At 46.3% G+C, this 25,216-nt stretch carries 25 protein-coding genes; 17 read left to right on the top strand and 8 right to left on the bottom strand.

Annotated elements, in window-relative coordinates:
• Positions 1-17: 17 nt before the first annotated feature.
• Both KYK27_RS08255 and KYK27_RS08260 read right to left on the bottom strand, forming a co-directional pair.
• Complete coding sequence (locus KYK27_RS08255; protein WP_199109561.1) at positions 18-1,349, bottom strand: TolC family protein; 1,332 nt, start codon at positions 1,347-1,349, stop codon at positions 18-20.
• A gap of 151 nt (positions 1,350-1,500) precedes the next feature.
• A complete protein-coding gene (locus tag KYK27_RS08260) occupies positions 1,501-2,076 on the bottom strand; it encodes a TetR/AcrR family transcriptional regulator (RefSeq protein ID WP_199109562.1) in 576 nt (191 codons plus the stop codon).
• A 191-nt stretch (positions 2,077-2,267) separates the two neighbouring features.
• On the opposite strand from KYK27_RS08260, the gene KYK27_RS08265 reads away from it, so the two are divergent.
• Entirely contained in the window at positions 2,268-2,726 is a 459-nt protein-coding gene (locus tag KYK27_RS08265; protein ID WP_199109563.1) for a DoxX family protein, read from the top strand.
• A 139-nt stretch (positions 2,727-2,865) separates the two neighbouring features.
• On the opposite strand, the gene KYK27_RS08270 is transcribed toward KYK27_RS08265, so the two are convergent.
• Entirely contained in the window at positions 2,866-5,052 is a 2,187-nt protein-coding gene (locus KYK27_RS08270) for a TonB-dependent receptor (protein WP_199109564.1), read from the bottom strand.
• Positions 5,053-5,361: 309 nt separating this feature from the next.
• Here KYK27_RS08270 and KYK27_RS08275 point away from each other — a divergent pair, with 309 nt between their 5' ends.
• A complete protein-coding gene (locus KYK27_RS08275) occupies positions 5,362-6,465 on the top strand; it encodes an MBL fold metallo-hydrolase (RefSeq protein ID WP_199109565.1) in 1,104 nt (367 codons plus the stop codon).
• A gap of 105 nt (positions 6,466-6,570) precedes the next feature.
• Here KYK27_RS08275 and KYK27_RS08280 read toward each other — a convergent pair whose 3' ends face one another.
• From KYK27_RS08280 to KYK27_RS08290, 3 genes are read right to left on the bottom strand one after another with little or no spacing between them, the layout of a single operon-like run.
• Complete coding sequence (locus KYK27_RS08280; protein WP_199109566.1) at positions 6,571-7,083, bottom strand: DUF488 family protein; 513 nt, start codon at positions 7,081-7,083, stop codon at positions 6,571-6,573.
• Between the two features lie 26 nt (positions 7,084-7,109).
• On the bottom strand, positions 7,110-7,328 hold the full coding sequence (locus KYK27_RS08285) for a DUF2945 domain-containing protein (protein ID WP_199109567.1): 219 nt from the start codon (positions 7,326-7,328) through the stop codon (positions 7,110-7,112).
• A gap of 5 nt (positions 7,329-7,333) precedes the next feature.
• Positions 7,334-7,672, bottom strand: coding sequence for a carboxymuconolactone decarboxylase family protein (locus tag KYK27_RS08290; RefSeq protein WP_199109568.1), 339 nt, complete (start codon positions 7,670-7,672; stop codon positions 7,334-7,336).
• Between the two features lie 288 nt (positions 7,673-7,960).
• Here KYK27_RS08290 and KYK27_RS08295 point away from each other — a divergent pair, with 288 nt between their 5' ends.
• From KYK27_RS08295 to KYK27_RS08360, 14 genes are all read left to right on the top strand, one after another.
• Positions 7,961-8,650: an RNA polymerase sigma factor gene (locus KYK27_RS08295; protein WP_199109569.1), complete on the top strand. Its 690-nt coding sequence runs from the start codon at positions 7,961-7,963 to the stop codon at positions 8,648-8,650.
• A gap of 24 nt (positions 8,651-8,674) precedes the next feature.
• A complete protein-coding gene (locus tag KYK27_RS08300) occupies positions 8,675-10,516 on the top strand; it encodes a glycoside hydrolase family 15 protein (protein ID WP_199109570.1) in 1,842 nt (613 codons plus the stop codon).
• Entirely contained in the window at positions 10,503-10,973 is a 471-nt protein-coding gene (locus KYK27_RS08305; protein WP_199109571.1) for a hypothetical protein, read from the top strand. The genes KYK27_RS08300 and KYK27_RS08305 overlap by 14 nt, the downstream gene beginning before the upstream one ends.
• A 201-nt stretch (positions 10,974-11,174) precedes the next feature.
• Positions 11,175-11,723, top strand: coding sequence for a DUF4142 domain-containing protein (locus KYK27_RS08310; protein ID WP_199109572.1), 549 nt, complete (start codon positions 11,175-11,177; stop codon positions 11,721-11,723).
• Positions 11,720-12,067 (top strand): plastocyanin/azurin family copper-binding protein, encoded by a 348-nt coding sequence (locus tag KYK27_RS08315; RefSeq protein ID WP_199109573.1) that lies wholly within the window; start codon positions 11,720-11,722, stop codon positions 12,065-12,067. The genes KYK27_RS08310 and KYK27_RS08315 overlap by 4 nt, the downstream gene beginning before the upstream one ends.
• A 533-nt stretch (positions 12,068-12,600) precedes the next feature.
• Positions 12,601-13,623 (top strand): rod shape-determining protein, encoded by a 1,023-nt coding sequence (locus KYK27_RS08320; protein WP_199109574.1) that lies wholly within the window; start codon positions 12,601-12,603, stop codon positions 13,621-13,623.
• A 172-nt stretch (positions 13,624-13,795) separates the two neighbouring features.
• The gene (locus KYK27_RS08325) at positions 13,796-14,218 is read left to right on the top strand and encodes an RrF2 family transcriptional regulator (protein WP_199109575.1); all 423 of its coding nucleotides are present in this window, start codon (positions 13,796-13,798) and stop codon (positions 14,216-14,218) included.
• Positions 14,219-14,322: 104 nt separating this feature from the next.
• Positions 14,323-14,613, top strand: coding sequence for a DUF2061 domain-containing protein (locus tag KYK27_RS08330; RefSeq protein WP_199109576.1), 291 nt, complete (start codon positions 14,323-14,325; stop codon positions 14,611-14,613).
• Complete coding sequence (locus KYK27_RS08335) at positions 14,579-15,295, top strand: phosphoadenylyl-sulfate reductase (RefSeq protein WP_199109577.1); 717 nt, start codon at positions 14,579-14,581, stop codon at positions 15,293-15,295. The genes KYK27_RS08330 and KYK27_RS08335 overlap by 35 nt, the downstream gene beginning before the upstream one ends.
• A 7-nt stretch (positions 15,296-15,302) precedes the next feature.
• Entirely contained in the window at positions 15,303-16,208 is a 906-nt protein-coding gene (gene cysD, locus KYK27_RS08340; RefSeq protein ID WP_199109578.1) for a sulfate adenylyltransferase subunit CysD, read from the top strand.
• Between the two features lie 3 nt (positions 16,209-16,211).
• Complete coding sequence (locus KYK27_RS08345; RefSeq protein ID WP_199109579.1) at positions 16,212-17,459, top strand: sulfate adenylyltransferase subunit 1; 1,248 nt, start codon at positions 16,212-16,214, stop codon at positions 17,457-17,459.
• Between the two features lie 297 nt (positions 17,460-17,756).
• A complete protein-coding gene (locus KYK27_RS08350; protein WP_199109580.1) occupies positions 17,757-17,984 on the top strand; it encodes a hypothetical protein in 228 nt (75 codons plus the stop codon).
• Positions 17,985-18,165: 181 nt separating this feature from the next.
• On the top strand, positions 18,166-18,669 hold the full coding sequence (locus KYK27_RS08355) for a YkgJ family cysteine cluster protein (RefSeq protein WP_199109581.1): 504 nt from the start codon (positions 18,166-18,168) through the stop codon (positions 18,667-18,669).
• Between the two features lie 206 nt (positions 18,670-18,875).
• The gene (locus KYK27_RS08360) at positions 18,876-19,526 is read left to right on the top strand and encodes a CatA-like O-acetyltransferase (protein WP_199109582.1); all 651 of its coding nucleotides are present in this window, start codon (positions 18,876-18,878) and stop codon (positions 19,524-19,526) included.
• 32 nt (positions 19,527-19,558) lie between these two features.
• Here KYK27_RS08360 and KYK27_RS08365 read toward each other — a convergent pair whose 3' ends face one another.
• Both KYK27_RS08365 and KYK27_RS08370 read right to left on the bottom strand, forming a co-directional pair.
• On the bottom strand, positions 19,559-20,473 hold the full coding sequence (locus KYK27_RS08365; protein ID WP_199109583.1) for a pirin family protein: 915 nt from the start codon (positions 20,471-20,473) through the stop codon (positions 19,559-19,561).
• Positions 20,474-20,503: 30 nt separating this feature from the next.
• A complete protein-coding gene (locus KYK27_RS08370; protein ID WP_199109584.1) occupies positions 20,504-21,451 on the bottom strand; it encodes an aldo/keto reductase in 948 nt (315 codons plus the stop codon).
• 1,207 nt (positions 21,452-22,658) lie between these two features.
• Between KYK27_RS08370 and uvrA the strand changes: the two genes are divergently transcribed.
• Positions 22,659-25,205 (top strand): excinuclease ABC subunit UvrA, encoded by a 2,547-nt coding sequence (uvrA, locus tag KYK27_RS08375; protein ID WP_199109585.1) that lies wholly within the window; start codon positions 22,659-22,661, stop codon positions 25,203-25,205.
• Positions 25,206-25,216: the final 11 nt, after the last annotated feature.

Consider the following 25,216-nt stretch of genomic DNA (forward strand, 5'->3'; position numbering starts at 1 on the left):
TGTGCTGTTCAGTGATTTTATCGGTTGGTATCTATAGTTCCTAATGCCCGCTGCAGATCAAGTTTGCTCGACATGACATTATAAAGCGCATTGTAATAATTGAGTTGAGTGGTGCGGAGCTCCGTTTCAGCCACGATCAGGTCCACGTAAGCTTTCACGCCTTCGTCGTACTGTAGCTTGATGATCTCGTACACTTCTTCGGCCATCTGCAGGTTATTTTGTAGCGTACGCCATTCGGTATAGTCGCTTTTATAGTTGGCGAGCGCCGTCTGGTATTCTGTGTTCAGTACACGTCTGGTATCTTCTATTTCCACATCCAGCCTGTCTTCTTCCAGCTGTGCTATTTTCAGGTTTTGCAATCTCCTGGTGCCCTGGAAAATAGGTAAGGAAATCTGCAGCCCGACCGCCGAAGTTGGGAAGGATTGGGTATACAGGTCAGCCAGCTGGTTATTGAAATAGACAAGGTTATAGTTACCGAAAGCAGAAACCGTCGGCAGGAAGCTCCATTTGTTATAAGCAGTGTTCAGGCGCAGAATTTCGCGACGGGATTGCAGTTGCTGTAGTTCTATCCTGTTTTCGTAGGCCAGTAGCTGGGTAGTATCCATCATTACGGCCTGCTCCATGCGGTTATAGTTGTACGCCAGGCTCAGGTCCTGGTCAACCGGGTAGCCCATCAGCTGTTTTAAATAAGCGATCCCGGATTTTATAGTTTCCTGTGCCCGTTTTCTGTCGCTGCGGATGTTAGCCAATGTGATAGCGGCGCGCTGGTAGTCTGTTTTATCAACAATTCCTACTTCGTACCTGCTTTTGGCATCATTGTACTGTTTTTGCTGGCGGGCTATATTCAGGTCCAGAATGCGAAGCTGCTCTTGTGTAAACAGCACATTGTAGTACGCTTTGCTAACTTCAACTACTGTATTAATGCGGGTTGAGGTAATCTGCTGGCCGAGTAATCTCCGGGTAGAACCTGCTGCGCGGGAAGCCAGTAGTAAGCTGCTGCTAAAGATGTTCTGTGTTGCCTGCAGCGCAATACTGGAGTTATAGTTATTACCCAGCGTAACAATCTCATCACCGAATTGCTGCTGCTGTCTTTTTATATTGTAGCTACCTCCGTATGTTGCCGAGATCTGCGGAAACCAGCCCGAAAGGTTCGCTCTGATTTCACGTTCTCCAATGGCTTCATCGATCAGCGCCTGCTCTACTGTCGCCCTGTTTTCCAACGCATAATTTACACACTGCTCCAGAGTCAGGCTGTCTGTTGTTGCTACTGAATCGGTTTGTGCCAGCAGCACTCCGGGAAACAACAGGCAGGCAATAAGCAGTATTTTTGCTCGTATCAATAATTTCATTTACTATAAAGTCTTCTGTATTTGAGTTGTGTTAACAGGTAAAAGCACTGGTTAAGGGTGGGTCTATAGTTGGATTCTTTTTTCCCATAGTTTGCGGATCAAGGTTTAAACATCTTTATAGTTGTAAGTAAGTACATGCTATAGTTTATAGTTAATTAGTGCGTTGCATGCCGTCCCAGAATATCTGCGGGATCAGTTCTAACTCTTTCCGCTCAAGTACTAACCAGCCAGATGAAACAAGCCTGACCGTAGAAATAATGTTGCTGTGCATCAGCGTTCCCAATACATTAGTTCCTATCGGCTTTAACTGCTCCTCCCTTATTCCGCGCTCAAAGAAAGTGGATAGTAGCTCGTGGAGCTCATCCTGTTCCGGTGACGGCCTTGCAGTGTTGTAGGGTGAGTTTACAAACTGCTCAAAGAATTTGAGTACTTCCGGATTCTCGCGGTAAAAACTATATAACCCGAACCACAGGTTAAAGAAACATGCTTTAAAAGAGATTGTTTCGCAGTTTTCTTTTTTTATTACAGCGATTACCTGCTGCTGCACATACGTAAAAAGCTCCCCTATCAGCTGATCCTTACTTCCAAAGTAGTGGTAAATAGTGCCGGCTGCCACCCCGGCATGTTTGGCAACCATGCTCATCGGGGTGCCATGGAAGCCATTTTCGCGCACAAGTTTCAGGGTACTCTCAAATATTGCCCGCTTCTTTTCTGCTATCGGCTCCATGCTCCTTTACTTCCAATTGAATGTTCATTCGGTCTGCAAAGGTAAGATGATTTTCCACTTTCTGAAAGCCTGGCGGCATTAACAGCCCGTAAAATTGGATAAACGGCACTTATTTCGTTGTATATAACCGGGTTAATGCAGCTTAACGTAAATATAGAAATAAAGCTTTTTTGAACTTAAACCCTACGGCAATGACCCAATTATCTGAGATCCGGTACCCCCGGGGCGTAAACAGCGCAAACAATCCCATCTGGATGGATGGGTTGCGTGTGCTTCTGGGACTTTTCTTACTCATAAAAGGGATCCTGTTTTTAGAGCATACTACCGATGTCTTTCGCATTTTTGGAGCAGAGCAGGATATTGTTTCTGCCGGCAAAGCCCATTTCCTGACCAGCATGGTTCATATTGTTGGTGGGCTGATGATCATGTTCGGGATGCTGACAAGGCTGGCCCTGCTGTGCCAGATTCCTATTCTGCTGGGAGCTTTGCTGATCGTAAACCCGCAACGGGGTGTGAACTTTGGAAATACAGAACTTATTCTTTCGCTTATAGTTACCGGCCTGATCGTGTTTTTTATGATCGTGGGTCCGGGCAGGTACTCTGTCGATAATAAGATACTTCGGCCAAAACCAAATACTGAGGAAGAGTAAGTTACCTGCACGCATCAAAAAAGAGGAGCCTATAGTTTGCAGTTGGAATCAAGTGCAAACTATAGGCTCTAATTTTATGCCGCGCTTACAGTTACTGCTCTGATGCAGCAAACTATAGCCTACCAAACTTAGGTTGGTTTTACAGCAGGTTCAGCTTAATACCGCCGTTTATTACCCGGCCATCGACAGGCGCAAATATCTCGCTGAATTCGGGGTTGGTAATGCTGCCGGAGTATATGTCTCCGAATTTGCTTTGCCGGGTATCAAAAATGTTTTCGAAGTTCAGGAATAAGGAAAACCGGTTAAACATTTTCTCCACCATCACGCCATTTATCCAGTAGTCCTGCCCACGGCTGCCGTTGGTTAATTGCTGTTCGCTGAAATAGTAAGCCTCCAGCCCTATCCTGAAATTATCTTCCTTTTCCAGCATCAGCACGGTATTTACCCGGTGCTTTGGTGTCAGGGGCATGTCGGTAACGGTGCCGTTGTAATGCTGCCTGGCATCGGTGTAAGTGTAGCCCAGGAACAGTTTCACCCATTCGTAGCCAAACTTCATATTCGTTTCCACGCCCTTGGTATCTATGTTGCCGTTGGCATTCCGGAACTCATAAAGGTTATCCGGGCGCAGTGTCAGGATCAGCGGGTTATTAAGATAAGTGTAAAAGAACATGTGGTTGATGCTGAATGTAACATCCTCCCCTATCAGGGTATTATAGTTGATGTCAAGGTTTCCACCAATGGAAGTTTCGGCTTCTGTCTGACTGATGTTGAGCGGCAGGATATTTCTGAAAGTAAGATTCTCGGCTTCCTGGGTAAAGATTGTAGGTGTTTTATAGCCCATGCCACCCCCGATACGCGATGTCAGGCGATCACTCACCCGGAATAAAGCAGAAACCCGTGGCAGCACAAACACTCCTTTGGATTTATTGGCCGGCTCAGGAGTTACATAGTCAGTTCGAAGCCCGGATTCCAGTACAAACCAGTCTACAGGGGTAAACGTGTTCTGCACAAAGGCGCCTATAATAGTATTATCGTAATTCCTCTTGCCCACAGCGTCTGCCTGCCTTTCCGAGAACTTATCTGTCCAGAGGTTTGCGCCTAGTACCCAATCCGTTTTTTCGCTGTTCAAACTATAAGCCACTTCGCTGAAACTGGCTGTCTGCTTGCCCCGGAAATCATAATCAGGTACCGCAATTTCCCGGTTATAAAGGCTTACACTGTTTTTAACAGAGATCAACGAGTGATCTGAAAGTTTGTGCTCCAGGTTAAACTGCGTGGAAAGTCTTTCGGTGTTGTTCTCTTCAAAATAATAGTCGCCTGCTTCTCCATCAATATGGCGCATATCGCCACCCAGTCGGTCTTCCTTAGAGGCATTTACCCCAAACGAAAGTTGCGTTTTCTCGCCCGGATAGTAATAAAGTGTAGGGTTGGCTGAATACCGCTCGAAATCCGGAATGGCCGAAAGGCCGATATCTGCCGGATCGTAGGCCTGGTTGGCATTGCGTGAAGCAAAAACTGTTACTCCAAATTTACCAAACCGTTTCCCGTAAAAAGCGCTCAGGTCAAGCCCCTTGGCACTGGTTGCATTTGCCATAAAGCTCAGCTCACCTTCTTCTGTCGGTTTTTTTGTGATCAGGTTTACCAGTCCGGCAATGGCCCCGCCTCCGTACAGCGTAGACGAACTACCCTTGATCACCTCTACCTGGTACAGGTTAAGCGGGGGAATCTGCATAATACTCAGGCCACTTGAAAATCCGGAGTAGAGTGGGAAACCGTCCTGCAGAATCTGTGTATAGCGCCCGTCGAGGCCCTGAATCCGGATATTGGCATTGGCGCTGGTGGCGGATGTTTGCTGTGTCTGGATGCCGGTACTCTCGCTCAGCAACATGCGAATATCGCCGGGTTTCATATTGGCTTTTTCGCCCAGTTCTTCCAGTGTAATGGCTTCTACCCGCGTCGGAATATCCTCTATGGTGCGGCTGCTACGCGTGGTGGTAACGACCACTTCTTCCAGCTCTTCGCCTGCCGGCGCTAAAAGCACCACCAACGGACCTGCCTGGTTAACCGGGAAAGTAATGGTATCTACCCGTTCTTCATACCCGACATAACTATAGCGGATAAGCTGTTTGCCTGTAGGTATGTTTGTTAACCCGAGTTCGCCGCGGGTGTTGGTACTCGCTCCGATGCTGGTCCCTTGTACGGCTGCTGTTGCCCCTACCAAAGGTTGCTGCGTTTCGCTGTCTTTGATGATTACCTGAAGCGAATTCTGGCCGAATGCTACCGTGTTACAGAACACAACAAGTAGTGCGGCAATATATTTTTTCATTACAGATGAGGTGTTGAGGTACAAACTATAGTTCCTGTGGTAAAGCACTGAAGGAGCAGTATAGTTTTCAATATTTTGAACTTCTCAGATCTCGCATTTACCCGAACTAGGTTACTCTTTTCGCAAGCCCTGGCACGCAAAGGTAGGGAGTTTCGGCGTAAACTATACGTTCAAAGCCGTTTCCCTGCCTCTGGCAATAGAACCGTCTACCTGTTTTACTGCTTTAAACTATAGTTGTAATCATAAACTGAAAACAGAAAGTGGCACAAACTTCTAAACTATTATAGTTCGTAGTAGCTTTACGTTTCTATGAAGTTTTTCAAAGTTATGATGTACCTGGTCATCGCCATTCTTATAGTTATAGTTGCAGGCGGTTTACTTTTTATGCAACATGCGGTGTTTGGCAAAAACCCGGATGGCCCGCGTCTGGAGCGTATTTCAAACTCACCCAACTATAAAAACGGGAGCTTTCAGAATCAGTCGCCAACCCCGGTGCAGGCCGAGAATGCATCGATGACAGGCATGTTGTACGACTTCTTTAACAAACCTGACACAAACAGTCCTTCCAGTCCCATTCCTTTTGTAAAATCTGACCTGACAGCGGTATCCGCAGAAGAAACGAGCATTTTCTGGTTCGGGCATTCTTCTTACATGATCAAGGCCAAAGAGTACACAATACTTGTTGATCCTGTTTTTAGCGGGGCCGCCTCGCCGGTATCATTTATGGTGAAGGCATTTGCCGGTGCCAATACGTACCAGGCACCCGACTTTCCGGAGATCGATATGCTGGTTATAACCCACGACCACTACGATCACCTTGACTATGAAACGATAAAGGCACTGAAAGAAAAAGTAAAGCATTTTTATGTTCCGCTGGGCGTGGGCAGCCACCTGGAGAAATGGGGTATCCCGGAAAATAAGATTACCGAACTGGACTGGTGGGAAGCAGCAACGCTGGGCAAGTTAAAGCTGACCGCGACGCCGGCACGCCATTTTTCAGGCCGCAGTTTTGCACGCGGAAAGACGCTTTGGGCTTCCTATGTCTTAGAAACCCCGACACATAAACTATACCTGGGCGGAGACTCCGGCTATGATACGCACTTTAAAACGATAGGCGAACGTTTCGGACCTTTTGACCTGGCAATACTGGAAACCGGCCAGTACAATAAGAACTGGCCTTACATCCATATGATGCCTGAGCAAACGGTGGATGCAACTATAGATCTGCAGGCAAAAGTTTTGTTACCAGTGCATTTAGGCAAGTTCGCGCTGGCACTTCACCCCTGGGACGAGCCTATGCGCCGGGTAGTGCAAAGCGCTGCAGAGAAGCAGGTCATCATTACAACGCCCATCATTGGTGACCCTATCGTGTTAGGCAAGCATTACCCAAACCAGCATTGGTGGAAGGAGTAGGTAGCGCGTATCGTAACAGACTTACAAATAGTCCCATACGCCCTGTCAACTATAGCTATAGTTGCTTCTTAAATTATTGGCTATAGTGTTTAAAGCTTCGGAAATTCAGGAACTATGAGTTTCCAGGTAGGCGGACGTGTAAGGATGTTCTTTGGCCACACCCTCGTTCAAAATGTGCATCACTGTCCAGCCTTCTGCTTTCAGGAAATCTGAAATGATAGCTCGATGGCAACGCCACCAAACCGCTTCGGAACACATATAGGCTACCCGTTGTATAGTTGCGATCTCTTCTAATTTGTTCACAGCTTCTTTAAACTCTTCGGTCTCAGAATAATCGGCATAGCCCCGGAAAGATTCGCTTCGCCAGACGGTATTTTTGGAGTCGGGTTTTGGTTTGCGGCGGCCACCCAGTTCGGTAAAAGGCATGTATGCAATTCCGGCTTCGGGTAAATATTCCTGTAGGGCAGCTACATTAAACTGAGGGTATTTTTTGGAACCGGGATACCTCCGCACATCCACCAGCACTTCAATTTTAAAGGACTTCAGGGCTGCAATAAATTCCTCGGGAGGGCGGGTTGAATGTCCGAACGTCCAGATCGTTTTCTTCTCAGGTGCCATGTATACGTTTAATCTTTTCTGCTTTGCTATTTAGCTATCTTTTTGAGTGCCTTCCCTTTGTGGGCTGCAATATGGTCTGTTTTGTCGCTTTTTATCTCGTACTGCGGTTCTTCTTTGCTGGCATGGTGCGTGTAGCCTTTGTAGTTAAAATTAGAAGTATGCACTTTTATGATCGTTCCGGTTACGTGCCCTGCCTCTGAATTCCAGCGTACATGGTCTCCGGTTTTAAAATTTACATCTGCCATAGTTCTTAAACTTTACTCTTTTCAAATTCATCTAAAGCCAGGTTAGAATGGGCGATAGCTCCCCCAGAACGCATTTCTGCGGCAACCCAAACAGCTTCCATAATTTCCTGCTCGGTGGCTCCTTTTCTGGCTGCCAGTTTGGTATGGCTCCGGATGCAATACGGGCATTGCGTAACATGTGCTACAGCTACGGCAATAAGTTGTTTTGTTTTCTCATCCAGTGCTCCCTGCTTAAATACTGCCCTGCTGAAAGCCCTGAAAGCATCTGAAACCTCAGGCACAAGCGAATTCCGCTTTTCGGACAGCTCGCGGCTTGGCTCCGGGAATAGTTGTTGATTTTCCATAGTATAGTTTATAAAAGTTAATCCGGATCAGGTGCATATCAGGTACGGGCAACTATAGCTGCTGCAGGTAACTCATGTCCTGAAACCCACCTACTACAGTTTTACCCCAACCGCCTATTAATGTTATAATCTTTCCTACCGCTCAACTATAAACTATGCCGGTTTCTAGTGTAGGTAAATTGCCGGGTTACTAGAGTTGCGAAGGAGATAAGATCAATGTAAAATTAAATCGTTAAAAGATATTGTAACGGTTTGGCTCACAACACATCTAACTATAAAACTTAAACCATGAGAACAATCAATTTAGCAAACGTATCCGGGGAAGCAGAGCTTTCTGATGAAGCAGTTGTCAGCAGGGTGCTTGCCGGTGAAGTTTCGTTGTATGAGTTGCTGATGCGGCGCCACAACCAGAAGCTTTACCGGGCCATTAGAAGCTACCTGAAAAACGAACAGGAAGTAGAAGATGCCATGCAGGATACTTACCTGAAAGGATATGAAAAACTATACCAGTTCCGGCACGATGCCCAGTTCTCTACCTGGCTGATCAGGATCGGGATAAATACGGCACTGGCTAAACTGCGTGAGAACAGGCGCGTCTTTCCCTTCTCGCTCCTGGTTGACCAGCCAGCGGACATTTCTAATATATTAACGCAAACAAACTTTATGAGCCCCGAGCACATTGCTATCCAGCAGGAAGTAAAACAACTCCTGGAAAAAGCCATAGATAGCATACCCGAAAAATACAGGATCATATACACGCTGCGCGAAGTTGAAGGCATGCCCGTAAGCGAGATAACCCAATGCCTGGACCTGTCGGAAAGTAACGTTAAAGTAAGGCTGCACCGGGCAAAAGCAATGCTGAAAGATAGTCTCTTTAAGTTATCAGCAACCCGTGATGTGTTTGAATTTGGTAACAAGCGCTGCGATGCTATTGTGGAGCATGTCATGAAAAATTTGCCAGCCGATAAGAAACTATAAACCAACGATCATCAACTATAAACCATGGCTACCAGGCTTTCAGACTACGCCCTGATCGGGAATGCACGTGCTGCCGCCCTGGTTAGCAACAACGGTGTTATAGACTGGTGCTGCCTACCTGAATTTGATTCACCCAGTATTTTTGCCGCTATTTTAGACAGAGAGAAAGGCGGCTATTTTTCCATCAGTCCTGTTGGCAACTATAGCTCAGAACAACGCTACCTGCCGGACACAAACGTAGTAGAGACTATATTTGAGACCCAGGAAGGTAAAGCGCGGCTGCTGGATGCCTTTACTGCCCAGACCGAAGAAGCCAAGAAACAAAACCTCTTTCCTGACCATGAGTTGCTGCGCATAGTGGAGGGCATTTCGGGTACCGTTGAGTTCAGGCTGGAGTACGCACCCAAAACTTACTATGGTAAAAACACGCCAAAGCTGGATGACCGCCAAAAACTGGGGATCCATTTTATCTGGAAAGAAAACAGCTATACCCTGCTCAGCACTTTACTGCCCGGGCAACTCACAGTAAACAAAAGTAACACCGGCTGCGCTACTGCAAATTTTAAGGTAAACCAGGGCGAGCAAGTCATTTTCTCCTTTAGTTATTCGGCTCAAAGCCCGGCTATAGTTCCTGAGCTTAAAACCACTGCCCCGGAACGCATGAAGCAAACTATAGATTTCTGGAAAAACTGGATCGGGCAATGTACTTACGCTGGTTTGTACAAAGAGCAGGTCAGGCGGAGCGCGCTTGTTCTGAAACTACTGACTTATGCCCCATCTGGGGCAATTGTTGCGGCTCCTACCACCTCCTTACCCGAAAAGCCGGGCGGTGAACGAAACTGGGATTACCGCTATTGCTGGCTCCGGGATGCCTCGTTTACAATCAGGGCGCTGCTAAAACTTGGTTTTGAAGAAGAAGCAAATGCTTACATGAACTGGATACTGCACGCCACACAACTTACAAGGCCAAAACTGCAGGTAGTTTATAATGTATTCGGGCACGCTTCTTTACCAGAGCAAAAACTAGACTGGCTGAAGGGATATGCAGATTCTGCGCCTGTGCGTATCGGGAACGGTGCCGATAAACAATTTCAGCTGGATGTTTACGGGGAAGTGCTGGATGCGGTGTTTGCTTACTCTCCGTTGCTCAAGGAAATCGACCATAATACAAAGAAGTTTGTAGTAGGCATGGGGAACATCATTTGCGATAACTGGGAAAAACCGGATAACGGGATCTGGGAAATCCGCTCTTCCATCATCCATCATACGCACTCAAAAGTTTTGGCCTGGGTTGGACTTGACAGACTTATTAAGCTTACTGAAAACTATGGCTGGCATGATGCGCCGCTCGATAAATTCATAAAAACAGCTGCACGAATAAGGGAAGAAATTGAGCAGCATGGTTACAACGAAGAATTGAACTCCTACACGCATGAACTGAAAGGCAGCACAGTTGACGCGAGCCTGCTCACATTATCACTAACAGGTTACTGCGATCCGGCATCTCCCAGGATGGTTGCTACTACAAAACTGATTCAGGAACGCTTATCTGAAAACAATTTACTTTACCGCTACCTGAACCGGGACGACGGGCTTAGTGGAAAAGAAGGCTCGTTTGGGATCTGCAATTACTGGCTGATCGAAAACTTGGCCAGGTCCGGCCAGATAGAAAAAGCCATGACCCTTTTCGAAACGATAGCAGACTGCGCCAGCCCTACCGGCCTTTTATCGGAAGAGATAGACACGGAGACATATGAGCTCTTAGGAAACTACCCGCAGGGCTTTACCCATATCGGGCTGATAAATGCTGCTTTTGCTATACACGAAGTTTACCAGAAAACACCTGCGCAACATGAATATCTCTGATCTTTTTCTCTGGGGATTTGCAGCCACGCTGGTCCTGACGGTTTTATTGTCAGCTTCCCGGCCGCTTGGCTTAACACGTATGGACCTGCCCTTTATGCTGGGTACGCTTTTTACCTCTAACCGCAACAATGCACCCTGGCTCGGTTTCATGGCTCACTTACTAATGGGTTGGTTCTTTGCGCTGATCTATGGTGCTGCTTTTGAAAGTACCGGGATTGCCAGCTGGTGGTTTGGAGCTGCTATTGGCCTGGTACATGGTGCTTTTGTACTAACAGTCGGGCTCCAAATCATGAACTATATCCACCCCAGAATGGCAAGGCCTTACCAGGGCCCAACTCCTACCCGTCAGCTTGAGCCACCCGGTTTTCTGGCACTCAACTATGGCAAAGGAACCCCTCTGATAACATTACTTGGGCATCTGGTATACGGTGGCATACTCGGGACATTTTATTCGTGAAGTGTAATGATGTGGCTATAATCAAATGCAACGACAAAACTATATCTGTTCCTTTGCCCTCGCTTGCATCCCACGAGTGTGAGTTACCTGTGGACTCTGGCCGCTTCAAACTATAGCTGGATAAAAATAAAAATCAATTTTGTTGTAACCGCCCTCTCCTATCATCATCTAATCTATAAATCAACACTAAAACATAAAGCCATGAAAACATTAAGATCAATCAGCGCATGTGCTATCGGGATACTGTTCAGTTTTACTGCCTTTGTTACGCCGGCCGTTGCCCAGGATAACCCGAAACTTTCGGATGCAGAGGTGGCACATACCGCAGTCACAGCCAACCAGATAGACATTGATCATGCGAAGATCGCGAAGGAACGCTCTAAAAATACCGAAGTGCTGAAGTTTGCCGAAACCATGGCAAACGACCACAAAGCTGTAATTGACCAGGCCGTAGCACTGGTAACCAAACTGGGCGTCACCCCTAAGGACAATGCTGTGAGCAAACAATTACTGGCAGATGCGGCAAAGACAGATAAAATGCTGCGCACAAAATCCGGCAAAGCCTTCGACAAAGCTTATATCGACAACGAGGTAGCTTACCATAAAGCAGTTATAGCGGCTGTAGAAGGGCTGCTGATACCGGAATCTGAAAACGCGGAATTAAAAGGATTGCTGCAAAGTATAGTACCGGCCTTAAATGCCCACTTAGAGCACGCCCAGATGCTACAAAAGCAACAATCAGGAAAATGAGCCTCGCCAAAGCAACTATAAACTATAGTTTACACCTGTCTCTTTCCATTTTATTCCTAGTCTGCCTTACCTCGTTTTCTGTGTCTTATAAGCCTGTAACACATACAGTTGAAATAAGCCAGATGAAGTTTAAACCGGCAGCGCTCGACGTAAAAAAAGGAGATAAGGTCGTATTCATCAACAAGGACATCGTGTCGCATGATGTTACAGAAACTTCCGGGAAGTCATGGAAATCACCCACCCTGGCTCCCGGTAAGTCCTGGAGCCTGGTTGTAACCCAAAATCAAACCTATTATTGCAGTATTCACCCGGTCATGAAAGGCAGCATCACTGTTAAACAGTAACAACTATAGTTACACCCGCAATTTTGAGGGCAATAGTAAACCGAAACAACTCCTGCATATTCTCCTTTCTGTTACAGCAGAACCGTGTAAACACTTTAGTTTACGCCGGTTCTGTTGTTTTTTAACAAAGCATTGGTGAACTTTACATCATAAACGCTAATGCTGATTTGCTGCCACCTACTACCATATTCTGTACATCTCTTTGGCCGCTTACCGGCTATGTAGCAACATCTCACCATGTAACTTTGTGCGATAAGCTTACGGGGTATTGCCTGAATTTCCTTTCCGTACCGAAGGCTTTCAATTAACGGGCCTGCGCACTGGCCAATCCTTCACGCATGTATCAGTTCTGACTATTACAATCTTTTAAAAGTGTAACTATAGTTAGATGGGGCTTTTAACTTAAAATTTATCGAACTTCTATAGTTGGTAGGTTTGTTAGGGTTTCAATTCAGTATCAGATCAAAAAATTATAATTAAGATCACAAAACTTACCGCTGCTTTATCAGCGAAAAACGAATTATATATTATTTATGGGCTTCTTTAATTTCCTGACACAAGGCATTGCGATAGATCTTGGAACTGCTAATTTCCTGGTTCTGAAAGATGGGAAAGTAGTGGTGGATGAACCATCTATTATTGCCTTTAACCGAACTACCGGCGCAGTAATTGCCGTAGGCCGCAAGGCTGAACAAATGGAAGGGAAAGAACATGAAAATATCCGCACGATCCGTCCGCTCAAGAATGGTGTAATAGCAGATTTTCATGCGGCAGAGCACATGATGAAAGGAATGCTGAAGCTGGCTAACATCGGTAAAGGTGGCATGTCGCCCTCTTACAGAATGGTGGTGTGCGTGCCGGCTGGTATAACGGAAGTGGAGAAAAGGGCCATCCGGGATTCAGCTGTTATTGCCGGCGCTAAAGAAGTGTACCTGATACACGAACCTGTTGCAGCAGCCATCGGTATTGGCCTGGATGTGCAGGAACCTACCGGACATATGCTGGTTGATATTGGCAGTGGCATTACAGAAATAGCCGTTATAGCGCTGAGTGGTATCGTTTGCGACCAATCGGTGCGCGTAGCCGGTGATACCTTTGATGAAGATATTATTCAGTTCATGCGCAAAGAGCATAATATCCTTATCGGGCAGAGTACGGCAGAAAAGATAAAATTACAGGTTGGAGCTGCCATAGAGGAATTAGCAGACGCACCAGAGGATTATAACGTGAGAGGTCGTGACCTGATGACCGGCTTGCCGAAACAGGTTACTGTTACCTACCAGGACATTGCCGTTTGCCTCGACAAATCGATCACCAAAATAGAGGAAGCTATCCTCATTACCCTGGAACTTACCCCACCGGAACTGTCATCAGACATACACCAGTCCGGCATTTACTTAACAGGTGGCGGTGCGCTGCTACGTGGTCTGGATAAACGATTGGCGCGCAAAACCAGGCTGCCGGTGCATGTGGTGGAAGGCCCTCTGCTGGCTGTTATAAAAGGTACCGGAGTTGCGCTCAGCAACATCAACAATTTTAAATTCCTGATGCGTTAGTAAAGCGCTTAAACTATAGGTTTGGCTGCACACCATGCTATGACCTGCCTGTAAGTTTATATTTAATCTTGCTGAGGAAGCAGTATTCTGTTAAAATACTTCATAGTTTTGATACTGCATTCTCTCAGTTACCCGGATATTTTCCCGGTTAAGATTTTAATAGTTTGTATCCATGTTGTCGAAAAAGACAAAATACGCTTTTCATGCGCTTAGTTACCTGGCCGAAAACCAGGAGAAAGGCGCCATACTTATTCAGGAAATTGCAGCTGCTAAAAAAATATCGCAGAAGTTCCTGGAGTCTATCCTGCTCGATCTGAAAAAGGCTGGTGTGCTGGGCAGTAAAAAAGGAAAAGGCGGAGGCTATTACCTTATCAAAAAGCCGGAAGAGATCACCCTTGCCAAAGTGATCAGGTTACTGAACGGTCCCATTGCCTGGCTGCCCTGCGTTAGCCTGAACTATTACGAAAAATGCGGCGACTGCCCCGACGAAGCTACCTGCAACATGCACCTTATTATGTGCGAAGTGCGCGACCAGACCTTGCGTATAGTTGAGAATAAGACGGTACAGGACCTTGTAGGCAGCAAACAACTGTAATTCAGTGGCTTAATATCAGATATAGCAAATATTCTGATTTTTTTTGATCTATTACCCTACAAAGTTTATAGACTTTATATACTTTTAGCTTTCAAAACAGAGCTATGCTATTCGATCAATATCTAAAAAAGGCCTTCAACAGAAAAGGAGCATCCCGCACCGACAGCAAATTCAAGAGCATAGCCAAAGCCTTTTCGTGGCGAATGGTTGGCACTTTTGATACCATCCTTATCTCCTTTCTAATTACAGGTGAGCTTAAGATGGCTTTTTCGATCGGTGCGATTGAGGTGTTCAGCAAAATAGCGCTTTACTATGTGCATGAGCGGGTTTGGGAAAGATTTACAGTAAAAAAAGAAGTACATGAATTTGAAAGACAAGATACCGTCGCTGCTTGAAGCGATTGCCCACCTGTCCCTGACCGAAGCACTGTCATTTATAGCGCAGTCTTTTCCGGGTAAAGTAGCTTTCTCTACTGCCCTTGGCCAGGAAGACCAGGTCATCACACACGCCATCTTCACAAATAATATTCCTGTCAGGATCTTCTCTTTAGACACTGGCCGTTTGTTCCCGGAAACCTATGAACTATGGGCGGAAACTGAACAGAAATACAGAAACAAGATAGTACCCTACTACCCGAAAGCCGAAGCCGTGGAAGAACTGGTAAGCCGCAACGGCATAAACGGGTTTTATGATTCGGTAGAAAACAGGAAAGCCTGCTGCCATGTGCGCAAAGTGCAGCCCCTGGGCAGAGCCTTGCATAACGTGGACGTTTGGGTAACCGGCTTGCGATCCGGGCAGAGCGCTAACCGCAGCAGTTTCAATTTACTGGAGTGGGACGAAGCTTTCCAGGTCATCAAATTCAACCCGATCATTAACTGGTCTTTTGATGAAATGCTGGCCTACCTGAAAGAAAACGAAGTGCCTTATAACAAACTGCACGACCAGGGTTTTGTAAGCATCGGGTGCGCGCCCTGCACCAGAGCTATAGCACCGGGCGAAGAGCCGCGTGCTGGACGCTGGTGGTGGGAACAAACCCAGAAAGAGTGCGGACTACATGCAAATTACTTTAACAAATAATACTGCTATGACTATTCATGCTGGAATTTTTCCGAGAGAACTGGAAGATGAAGCGATCTATATTTTTCGTGAGGTGGCCGCGCAGTTTGAGAAACCTGTCCTCCTGTTTTCTGGCGGAAAAGACTCGATTACGCTGGTAAGGCTGGCCCAGAAAGCTTTTTACCCGGCTAAAATTCCTTTCCCTTTACTACACGTGGATACCGGCCACAACTTCGAGGAAACTATAAAATTCCGCGACGAGCTGGTAGCCGAACTAGGCCTGGAACTAATCGTGCGCTATGTGCAGGACAGCATTGACCAGCAAAAAGTGACAGAAGAAACTGGTAAATATGCCAGCCGCAATGTGCTGCAAACTGTTACCCTGCTCGATGCCATTGAAGAATTTGGATTTGACGCCTGCATTGGCGGCGCACGCCGCGACGAAGAGAAAGCCAGGGCCAAAGAAAGGATCTTTTCGGTAAGAAACGACTTCGGCCAATGGGATTCCAAAAAGCAGCGCCCGGAACTGTTTGATATGCTGAACGGCAGAATTAACCTCGGCGAGAACGTGCGCGTGTTCCCGATCAGTAACTGGATCGAACTGGATGTCTGGAACTACATAAAAGAAGAAAAGCTGGCCATTCCGTCTATTTACTACGCCCATGAGCGCGAAACTTTTGAGCGCGACGGACAGCTTCTCCCCTTCTCTTCGTTCATCAACATCACAGAAGACGAAACAATAACTACGCGTACAGTGCGCTTCCGTACGGTGGGCGATATGACCTGTACAGCTGCTGTGGAATCTGAAGCGGTGGAGATAGACCATATTATTGAAGAGATTTTAAGCGCGACGGTATCGGAGCGCGGCGCCCGCATAGATGACAAACGCTCGGAAGCGGCGATGGAAAAAAGAAAGCAAACCGGATATTTTTAAGGTATGGACGTTCTGAAAATAGCAACAGCAGGCAGCGTAGACGACGGGAAAAGCACCCTGATCGGCAGGCTCCTGTTCGAAACCAATTCAATTACAACCGATAAACTACAGGCCATTGAGGCAAGTAGTAAAAAGAAAGGCCTGGATTACATAGACCTGTCGCTGCTGACCGATGGCTTGATAGCGGAGCGGGAACAGGGTATTACGATAGATGTGGCGCATATCTATTTCTCGACGCCTACGCGCAAGTTTATCATAGCTGATACGCCAGGCCATTTTGAATATACACGAAACATGGTTACAGGCGCTTCCAATGCCAATGTATCTATGATCCTGGTGGATGCCCGAAACGGCGTAGTAGAGCAAACCTTCAGGCATTTTTACATTTCGTGTTTGCTGCGCATACCTAATGTGGTGGTGTGTATCAATAAAATGGACCTTGTCGGGTATTCGCAAACTGCTTTTGAGGAGATACAAACTAAGTTCATGGCCTTTGCCGAAAAGGTAAAGTTCGAAGGCCAGCAGATCAGTTTTATTCCTGTATCATCGCTTTACGGCGAAAACCTGACAGCGTCATCTGTGAGCATGCCGTGGTATACCGGTGCTCCGCTCCTGAGTTTGCTTGAAGAAGTAACTATAGATGAGCAATTGCCTGACGAGGAAAGCCGCTTCCCGGTGCAGTATGTGGTACGGCCAAAATCGGAGGAGTTTCATGATTACCGGGCCTATGCAGGCAAGGTAGCCAGTGGCCTGCTGCGCAAAGGCGAGCGCGTGGTAGTATTGCCAAGCGGACAGGAAACCACCATCGCTAAAATAGAGAAATTTGGCCGCGAAATAGAAGCTGCCCAGGCAAAAGAATCTGTCAGCATTTTGCTGGAAGATGATGTGGACATCAGCCGTGGTGATATGATCGTGCCATTTGCACAACTGCCAAAACAAGGCCGCCAACTGGATGCCACTATCTGCTGGATGGATAAGAAACCACTTCGCGTGGGCGGCACGTACCTGGTACAACACGGTGTAAATATCTCGAAAGCGAAGATAAGCGCCCTGACCAACCTGATAGATGTTGTTACGCTTGAGGCTAACGACACAATTAGTGCCCTGCAGCTAAACGAAATTGCCGACGTGCAGCTAAAAACTGCTAAAGAGATCTTCTACGATTCTTTTGCAGATAATAAAGCGAATGGTTCTTTTATAGTGATAGATGAGCAAACCAACGCTACAGTTGGGGTTGGGTTGATTAAGTAACTATAGTTTGAGTCTTGAGCTTGAATAGTTGAATACATTATATTATTAACAAAAAGCCGTTTCCTATTAGAGGGAGCGGCTTTTTGCATTGTGGATCAACGAACTATAGGGCTTGTGAATAGCAGCTATAGTTTAGTTTTGCTACATTGTTGAGGTAAACTTAATTGAGTCTATAGCTTAGAGTTAAATATAAATCTATTTCGTACATAGAGCAGATAAGAGTAGGTTTACTATTATACCGTAGTCAGCGGTTTTTTAATTAAAATCATACTTGTCGAGAAATAACATTCAGGAATTATGAAAGTAATAGATTTCGAGCCTCAATTCTGGTTTTTACTCCAACAAAACAATAGTTATTTTCTTGATGTAAATTGTAGTTATTCTGCCTTTGGGTATAATAGATTTATTGAGTTGAATAATTCAGAATTAGTTGACTATAAGGAAAAAGGGAAATTATATTTAAACGATTTAGGCAGGGATATCCAATATTATGGATTAGATAAAAATATCTTGAAAGACACATAGGTGGTGAATTATGTAAATTAGCTTATTCTGCCATAATGGAATTTAACAAAACAAACGACCGTTAACCCTGCACATAGGTTATACTTCGGCTACGCCTCGTCAACCTTATGTACTAACCGGTAGTACCAATTAAACATGGTACTTCAAAAGACAATAAAGAAGTATCTTAATTCAAAAAAGCGTGACTGATTCAACAAATATATGTTTGGCTTGTGGGTTATGTTGTACCGGTACCTTAATTGGATTTGTACAGCTTGGTAGTGAAGAATTACCTGCATTGAGAGAATTGCTGGATATTGAGAATACAAACGGTGAAGGTTTTTTTCTTCAGCCCTGCAAGAAGTATTGCGACGGCTGTACGATATATGCCAACAGACCGAAACATTGTGCCAAATACGAGTGCGAACTTTTAAAAGCAGTCGAACAAAATGAAATAGCTTTTGATTCGGCTGTTGAAATAGTCAATGTCGTTAAACAGAAAAAGGACACAATAGAAAAACAGCTGGCACTTCTACAGCTTGAACTGAAATCCCAATCATTCTACTTTAAAATGGTCGAATTGAACAAGTTGTTTCAAAACAGACAGTATGAATCTTCCTTAACACAAGACCATCTGAATTTAATGGCGGACCTAAAGGATTTAAATAGCCTGCTGTCAGATAAATTTGGTGTCACATTCTTTTAAAACTAAAGAATTATCGACTGGATACGACTGGATAATAGGTCTTTATCTGATCATTATTGTTAATGAAAGTTAATCAAGCATGATTACCAAAGCTGTTGACTTCCCAAAAGCTTCCGATAATCCTTCGCATATTCAGATCACTCCCCTACTTTTGCAACATCAAATGGTGCCTGTTCATCAAACAATAAAACAGGTACAGCATACTTATGGAATCTAAATACAGCAAGGAAATTATACCTTTGGAGGGTTGGGACCGGGAAGAAACATTTCGCTTTTTCAGCACTTTTAAACAGCCTTTCTTTAACGTACACACTGAAGCAGACATTACGCCGCTTTACCGGTACTGCAAAACAAACAGCTTATCCATATCTCTTGCTTACATGTATGTAACATTGCTGGCAGCCCGGGCTACCGAGAACTTTTGCTACCGGATAGAAAACGAACAGGTAGTAAAATATAACGGCCTCGACCTTTCGTCGACCGTGCTAAAAGATGACAACAACATTGCCTTTACGCACTTCCCCTACCGCGAAACGTTAGAAGACTTCTGCCGCGAAGGAGCCGAAATTATAGGTGAGGTTAAAAAGAGCCGCAAATTGTTTAACGGTTACCAAGGCAATGACCTGCTGCACATGACTACCCTGCCCTGGTTTACATACAAAGGGATGGAGCACGCTTTCTCGTTGACCCACGAAGAAACGGGCGTGCCAAGGATCGGATATGGCCGTTTAGAGTTTCAGCAGGATAAAGTAATGCTGCCGATGAGTATTGCCCTTCACCACGCCCTGGCCGATGGTTTTCACATGCACCTGTTCCTTCAGGAAATGCAAGCAGTAATCTCCAACTATAAACTATAGTTATAATCTCTGATACTATAGTTTGCGCGACATCAGGAAAGGGCTTGCGGTGCCGGATTGCCTGCCGGCCTGGACTTGTCTTCAGGGAGTGGTACAAACTCAGCGTTATCGTTAGGCGGTAAAATTATACGGCCGGCTTTCCAGTCGGCTTTGGCCTGCTCTATGCGCTCTTTCCTCGACGACACAAAATTCCACCAGATGTAGCGTTCGCCCAGCGGCTCGCCACCCAGCAACATCAGCGTGGTCGGCTCTTTGGCAACTATAACCGGCTCTGCGGTTTTATTAAATACCAGCATCTGCCCCACCGTGTAGGCACGGCCAGCTACCTCTATAATGCCTTTAGCCACATAAATTCCGCGCTCGCTGTGTTCTTTTGGTAGGCTGATACGCGCATCTTTCTGTAGTACCACATGCAGGTAAAACAGCGGCGAATGCGTTTTCACATCATTTCGCAGGCCGTAGGCATCTCCGGCGATCAAACGCATCCAAACGCCGGTGTCGGTATAAATCGGGAGTTGTTCGGGTTTATAGTTGGTAAAGGCGGGGGCGTCTTCTTCATCTTTCTCCGGTAAAGCCACCCAGGTTTGTATCATTTCCAGGTTACCTCCGGCCAGTGCACTTGGGTCTTCAAAACGTTCGGAGTGTGAAATACCGCTGCCAGCCGTCATCCAGTTTACTTCGCCGGGACGAATGATCTGCTCCACACCGAGACTGTCGCGGTGGGTCACCTGTCCGCCAAACAAGTAGCTAACTGTAGATAAACCGATATGCGGATGCGGCAGCACATCCATCGAATGCGTCAGTTCGGGAGCGACATCAACGGGGCCGGCATGATCCATAAAAATAAAGGGACCTACCATTCTGCGCAGACGAAAAGGAAGAATCCGGCGCACATCCATGCCCGGTGCAATCGCTGCTTTTCGGGCTTCAATAACTATATCCAGCATATCGGTTTATTTACGGTTTTCTATTTTTTCTTAGGATGATTCCTGGTCCAGCAACTTCATGTCTTCCTGGGTCAGGTTAACCTGGGTAGCTTCTGCGAAGGCCTGCAGGTGTTTACTTTTGGTAGCACTGGCAATTGGGGCCGTCACATCAGGGTTATTTACGAGCCAGGCAAGCGCTACACCTGCTTGCGAAATGCTGTGCTTATCTGCTATCGTATCCAATGCCGCTAAAATACGCTTTCCTCTTTCGTTCAGGTACTTTTGCATGCTACCACCTCGTACGCTTTTACCAAAATCAGCTTCTGTTCTGTACTTACCCGTCAGGAAGCCGCTGGACAGCGAGTAATAGGTTATCACGCCTAATCCTTCTGCTTTACAAATCTTTCCAACTCCTTCTTCAAATGCCTGCCTGTTATACAAATTATATTCCGGCTGAAACACTTCGTATCGTGGCAACCCGTGCTTTTTACTCGCTTCTAAAGATGCCTTTAAGCGCTCCGGCGAAAGATTGGAGGCACCAATGTATTTTACCTTACCTGCCTCGATCAGTTTCTGATAAGCTCCCAGCGTTTCTTCCACTGGTGTTTTATCATCATCCCAGTGTGTTAAATAAAGATATATCTGTTCTACCTGAAGGCGTTTTAGTGAATCTTCAGCCGCTTTCAGAATATACTTTTCAGAAATGTCTTTGTGGCCCTGTCCCATGTCGGAGCCTACCTTGGTAATCACAGTAACAGCCTCCTGATTCCCCCTGGCTTTCATCCACTTCCCGATGATCGTTTCCGACTCGCCTCCCTGATTGCCTTCCGCCCACGTAGAGTAAGCATCTGCTGTATCTATCGTGTTAAAACCGAGGTCAACAAATTCGTCCAGTATCGCGAAGGACTCTTTCTCATTCAAGGTCCAGCCAAGGACATTTCCCCCGAAAACGATGGGTGAGGTGTATAAGTCAGTGTTTCCTAATCTTCTTTTCTGCATAGTTGATACGCTTTTCTTTTGGTAAATCTATGTTTTTCTGATACGCAATTATAGTTGCAGGAGCTATTTGTTGTTTCGCTTACAAAATGGATAAGGTAACTATCTCCACGCTTATAACTAGCAGCTTGCTTTATAGTTTAGCTACATTTCTGCATTTGCTATGGTTTGTATTTCTGGTGCGAGTCCCCAGACTCAACTTGCGTGACAGGTATAGAAATTTTCTGAATCAGGATTTACTGGATTAAAGGATTAGCAGGATTGGGGTTTATGCTATAGCTGGGGTAAATGTTTTATAGTTATAGCTTCTTCGCTGCCGCAAGTTTTCAACTTGTGGTTTACTATGGTGTTGAGTTTGTAACTCAACTGCCCCGGCAGGGACAGGCATGGCAAAGGCTGTTGCTATAGTTTCATAGGTAACGTTTATCCAACCACCCCTTTATCCCCTCCTTGTCTAAGGCGGGGAGCTTTCTGCTTTTCTATAGTTAGAGCAATAGTTCTATAGTTGTCGTTTTAACCCACCCCTGCCCCTCCCGAGAGGGGAATCTCAGCTGTTGTTTCAGTTAGAGGTATAGTTCTATAGTTTCTGTTTCAACACCCCTATAGTCCCCTCAAGGGGACAATTCTACTTTTACCAATTTTTGAAATATAGTTCTACAGTTACAGCATGTGAGCAGGGACAGGTTTACCTGTCCCTTCGAAACTAACACCACGATAAAACTCGAAGCGAGCAGGATCAAACTACAGCGCAAACTATAACTATCGAACTGATCACAGTCTTTGGGTTGAGCGCCTTGTGAATATCTGGTGGCGCAGCCATTGCGAGGCATGAGCAAAAGAGATTCGCGCAGCGCGATGCCCGAAGACGGGGCCTCCCGGCCGTGAGGGCACCAATGCCAGATTGAAACGATAGGCAAGTAGAGCTCCCAGGATGATAGGAAATTTGAAAGGAAGGCTTGGTTCGGATGGCAGAGGATCAAACTATAAGTCGAAATAGATTTCTCACTTCGTTCGAAATGACAGACCGATACTATTGGGCATACCAGTTTCCTCAAGATCACTCCTAGTTTATCAGCAACCCTACAAATCCATTATCCTTACAAACCCTCAACAATACTTATAACCAGTTTATAGTAACGAACTCGTACTTTAGCCAGTAAACAGACGGAATATAAAGCGAAGGATTTTACAATCTATACCAGATTACTGCATGGCGAAAGAAACAGATAAAGCGTTGGGTAAAAACTTTACCGGTTTTGTAACCGTGAAAGGCGCACGGGAGCATAACCTCAAAAACATAGACCTTACTATACCACGCGATGCCATGGTGGTATTTACAGGAGTGTCTGGTTCGGGGAAATCTTCGCTGGCATTTGGCACTTTATACGCCGAAGCACAGCGTCGTTACCTGGAATCTGTTTCGCCTTATGCCCGACGCCTGTTTCACCAGATGGCTGTGCCGGAAGTGGACTCTATTGACGGCCTGCCACCTGCCGTTGCGCTGCAACAGCAACGAGGCACACCCACAACCCGATCATCGGTTGGTAGTGTAACCACGCTCTCTAACCTGGTGCGTATGTTATATTCACGTGCCGGCGATTACCCTCCAGGACAGTCTATCATTTATGCCGAGGCTTTCTCGCCTAACACTGCTGAGGGTGCCTGCCCGGTTTGTCATGGCTTGGGGCGCATTTATGATGTTACTGAAAAGTCTATGGTGCCGGATGATTCCTTAACTATACGGGAACGGGCCATTGCAGCATGGCCAACCGCATGGGGTGGGCAAAACCAGCGCGACATATTGGTAACTTTAGGAATTGATGTAGACAAACCGTGGCGGGAATTGCCCAAAAAAGAGCGCGACTGGATCTTGTTTACAGATGAGCAGCCTGTAGTTCCGGTTTACCCTGGCTATACGCCTGAGCAAACGCAGCGTGCCCTTAAACGCAAAGAGGAACCTAACTATATGGGCACCTTTTCCAGTGCAAGGCGGCATGTGTTTCATACGTTTGCCAATACTAACAGCCCGCTCATGAAAAAGCGGGTGATGCAATACATGCTCAGTACCGACTGTCCTAATTGCAAGGGAAAAAGACTAAGGCCAGAATCGCTTTCGGTTAAGTTTGCTGGCTATGACATTACAGAGTTATCCAGGTTACCGCTTAAACGACTGGCAACTATATTACAACCTTACGCTTCAGGAACTAATACCATTCACAAAAAACAGGAAGCCGAACACCCTGAACAAACTATAGTGGCGCAGCGCATTGCCTCAGACCTGGTGGCCCGAATAAAAGTTTTGCTCGATCTTGGCCTGGGATATTTGTCACTCGAACGCAGCACCCCAACCTTATCGCCCGGAGAACTGCAGCGCTTGCGCTTGGCCACACAGCTTCACTCCCATCTTTTTGGGGTGGTCTATGTGCTCGATGAGCCTTCCGCAGGACTGCATCCTTCTGATACCTTAGCATTGCTTACCGCGCTGGAGGGGTTAAAGAAAGCCGGTAACTCCCTGTTTATTGTAGAGCATAACCTCGACGTGATCCGGCATGCAGACTGGCTGGTGGATGTTGGCCCGGATGCCGGGCAAAAAGGCGGTGAGATACTGTATAGCGGACCACCTGAAAACCTGCACCAGGTACAAAACTCAAAAACAGCAGCTTATCTTTCCGGTACAGCGGCAATTCATGAACAAAAACCACGCACGCCTACAGGCTGGCTAAAACTAAGTGGTGTTACGAGAAATAACCTTAACAACCTCGATGCCGAATTTCCGCTGGGGGTTTTCACAACAGTTACCGGTGTATCGGGATCTGGTAAATCGAGTCTGGTTAGCCAGGTATTGGTGGAATTGGTAGCGCAGCATCTGGGCCACGACATACCAGCAGAAGAAGACGAAGGTGAAGAACTGGAAAGAGTGATATTACCTGAATCAGGCGGACAGATCACGGCTGGTATGGAAACTATAAAACGGTTGGTGCGGGTAGATCAGAAACCTATTGGCCGCACCCCGCGCTCAAATCTGGCTACTTATACCGGTTTATTTGATAATGTTCGTAAATTGTTCGCCGCAACGCCCATGGCCCGGGCCCGGAAGTATGATGCCGGAAGGTTTTCGTTTAACGTAGCGAAAGGCCGTTGCGAGAACTGCCAGGGTGAAGGCTTTGTAATGGTGGAGCTTCTCTTTTTGCCAAGCGTGTATGCGCCTTGCCCGGTTTGCCAGGGTGCCCGCTACAACGCTAAAACATTAGAGGTAACCTACCGCGACAAGAACGTAGCCGATGTGCTGGACATGACCGTAGACGCTGCTTCGGAATTCTTTGATGAAGAGCCTAATTTACAACGTGCACTGACAGTTCTACGCGAAGTTGGGTTGGGTTATCTGCGGCTGGGTCAACCGGCTACAGAGTTATCAGGTGGGGAGGCCCAGCGCATTAAACTGGCGACCGAATTACAGAAAGCACAACGGGGAAATTCACTTTACATTCTGGATGAACCAACTACCGGGTTGCACCCTGCCGATGTAGAAAAGCTGCTAGTGCAACTGGATAATTTAGTAGAAGCCGGCAACACGGTTATCGTGGTAGAGCATACCATGCGCGTAGTAGCCGCCAGCGACTGGGTGATAGATATTGGCCCGGGAGCCGGTGAGGAAGGCGGTAAAATAGTAGCAGCAGGTACGCCTGCTCAGGTGGCAAGGTCAAAACAAAGTAAGACGGCGCCTTTCCTTAAAAAAGCATTGAACAGTAACCTATAAATTAAAGCTTA

This window comes from Pontibacter populi (assembly GCF_019336435.1).
Lineage (GTDB): Bacteria > Bacteroidota > Bacteroidia > Cytophagales > Hymenobacteraceae > Pontibacter > Pontibacter humidus.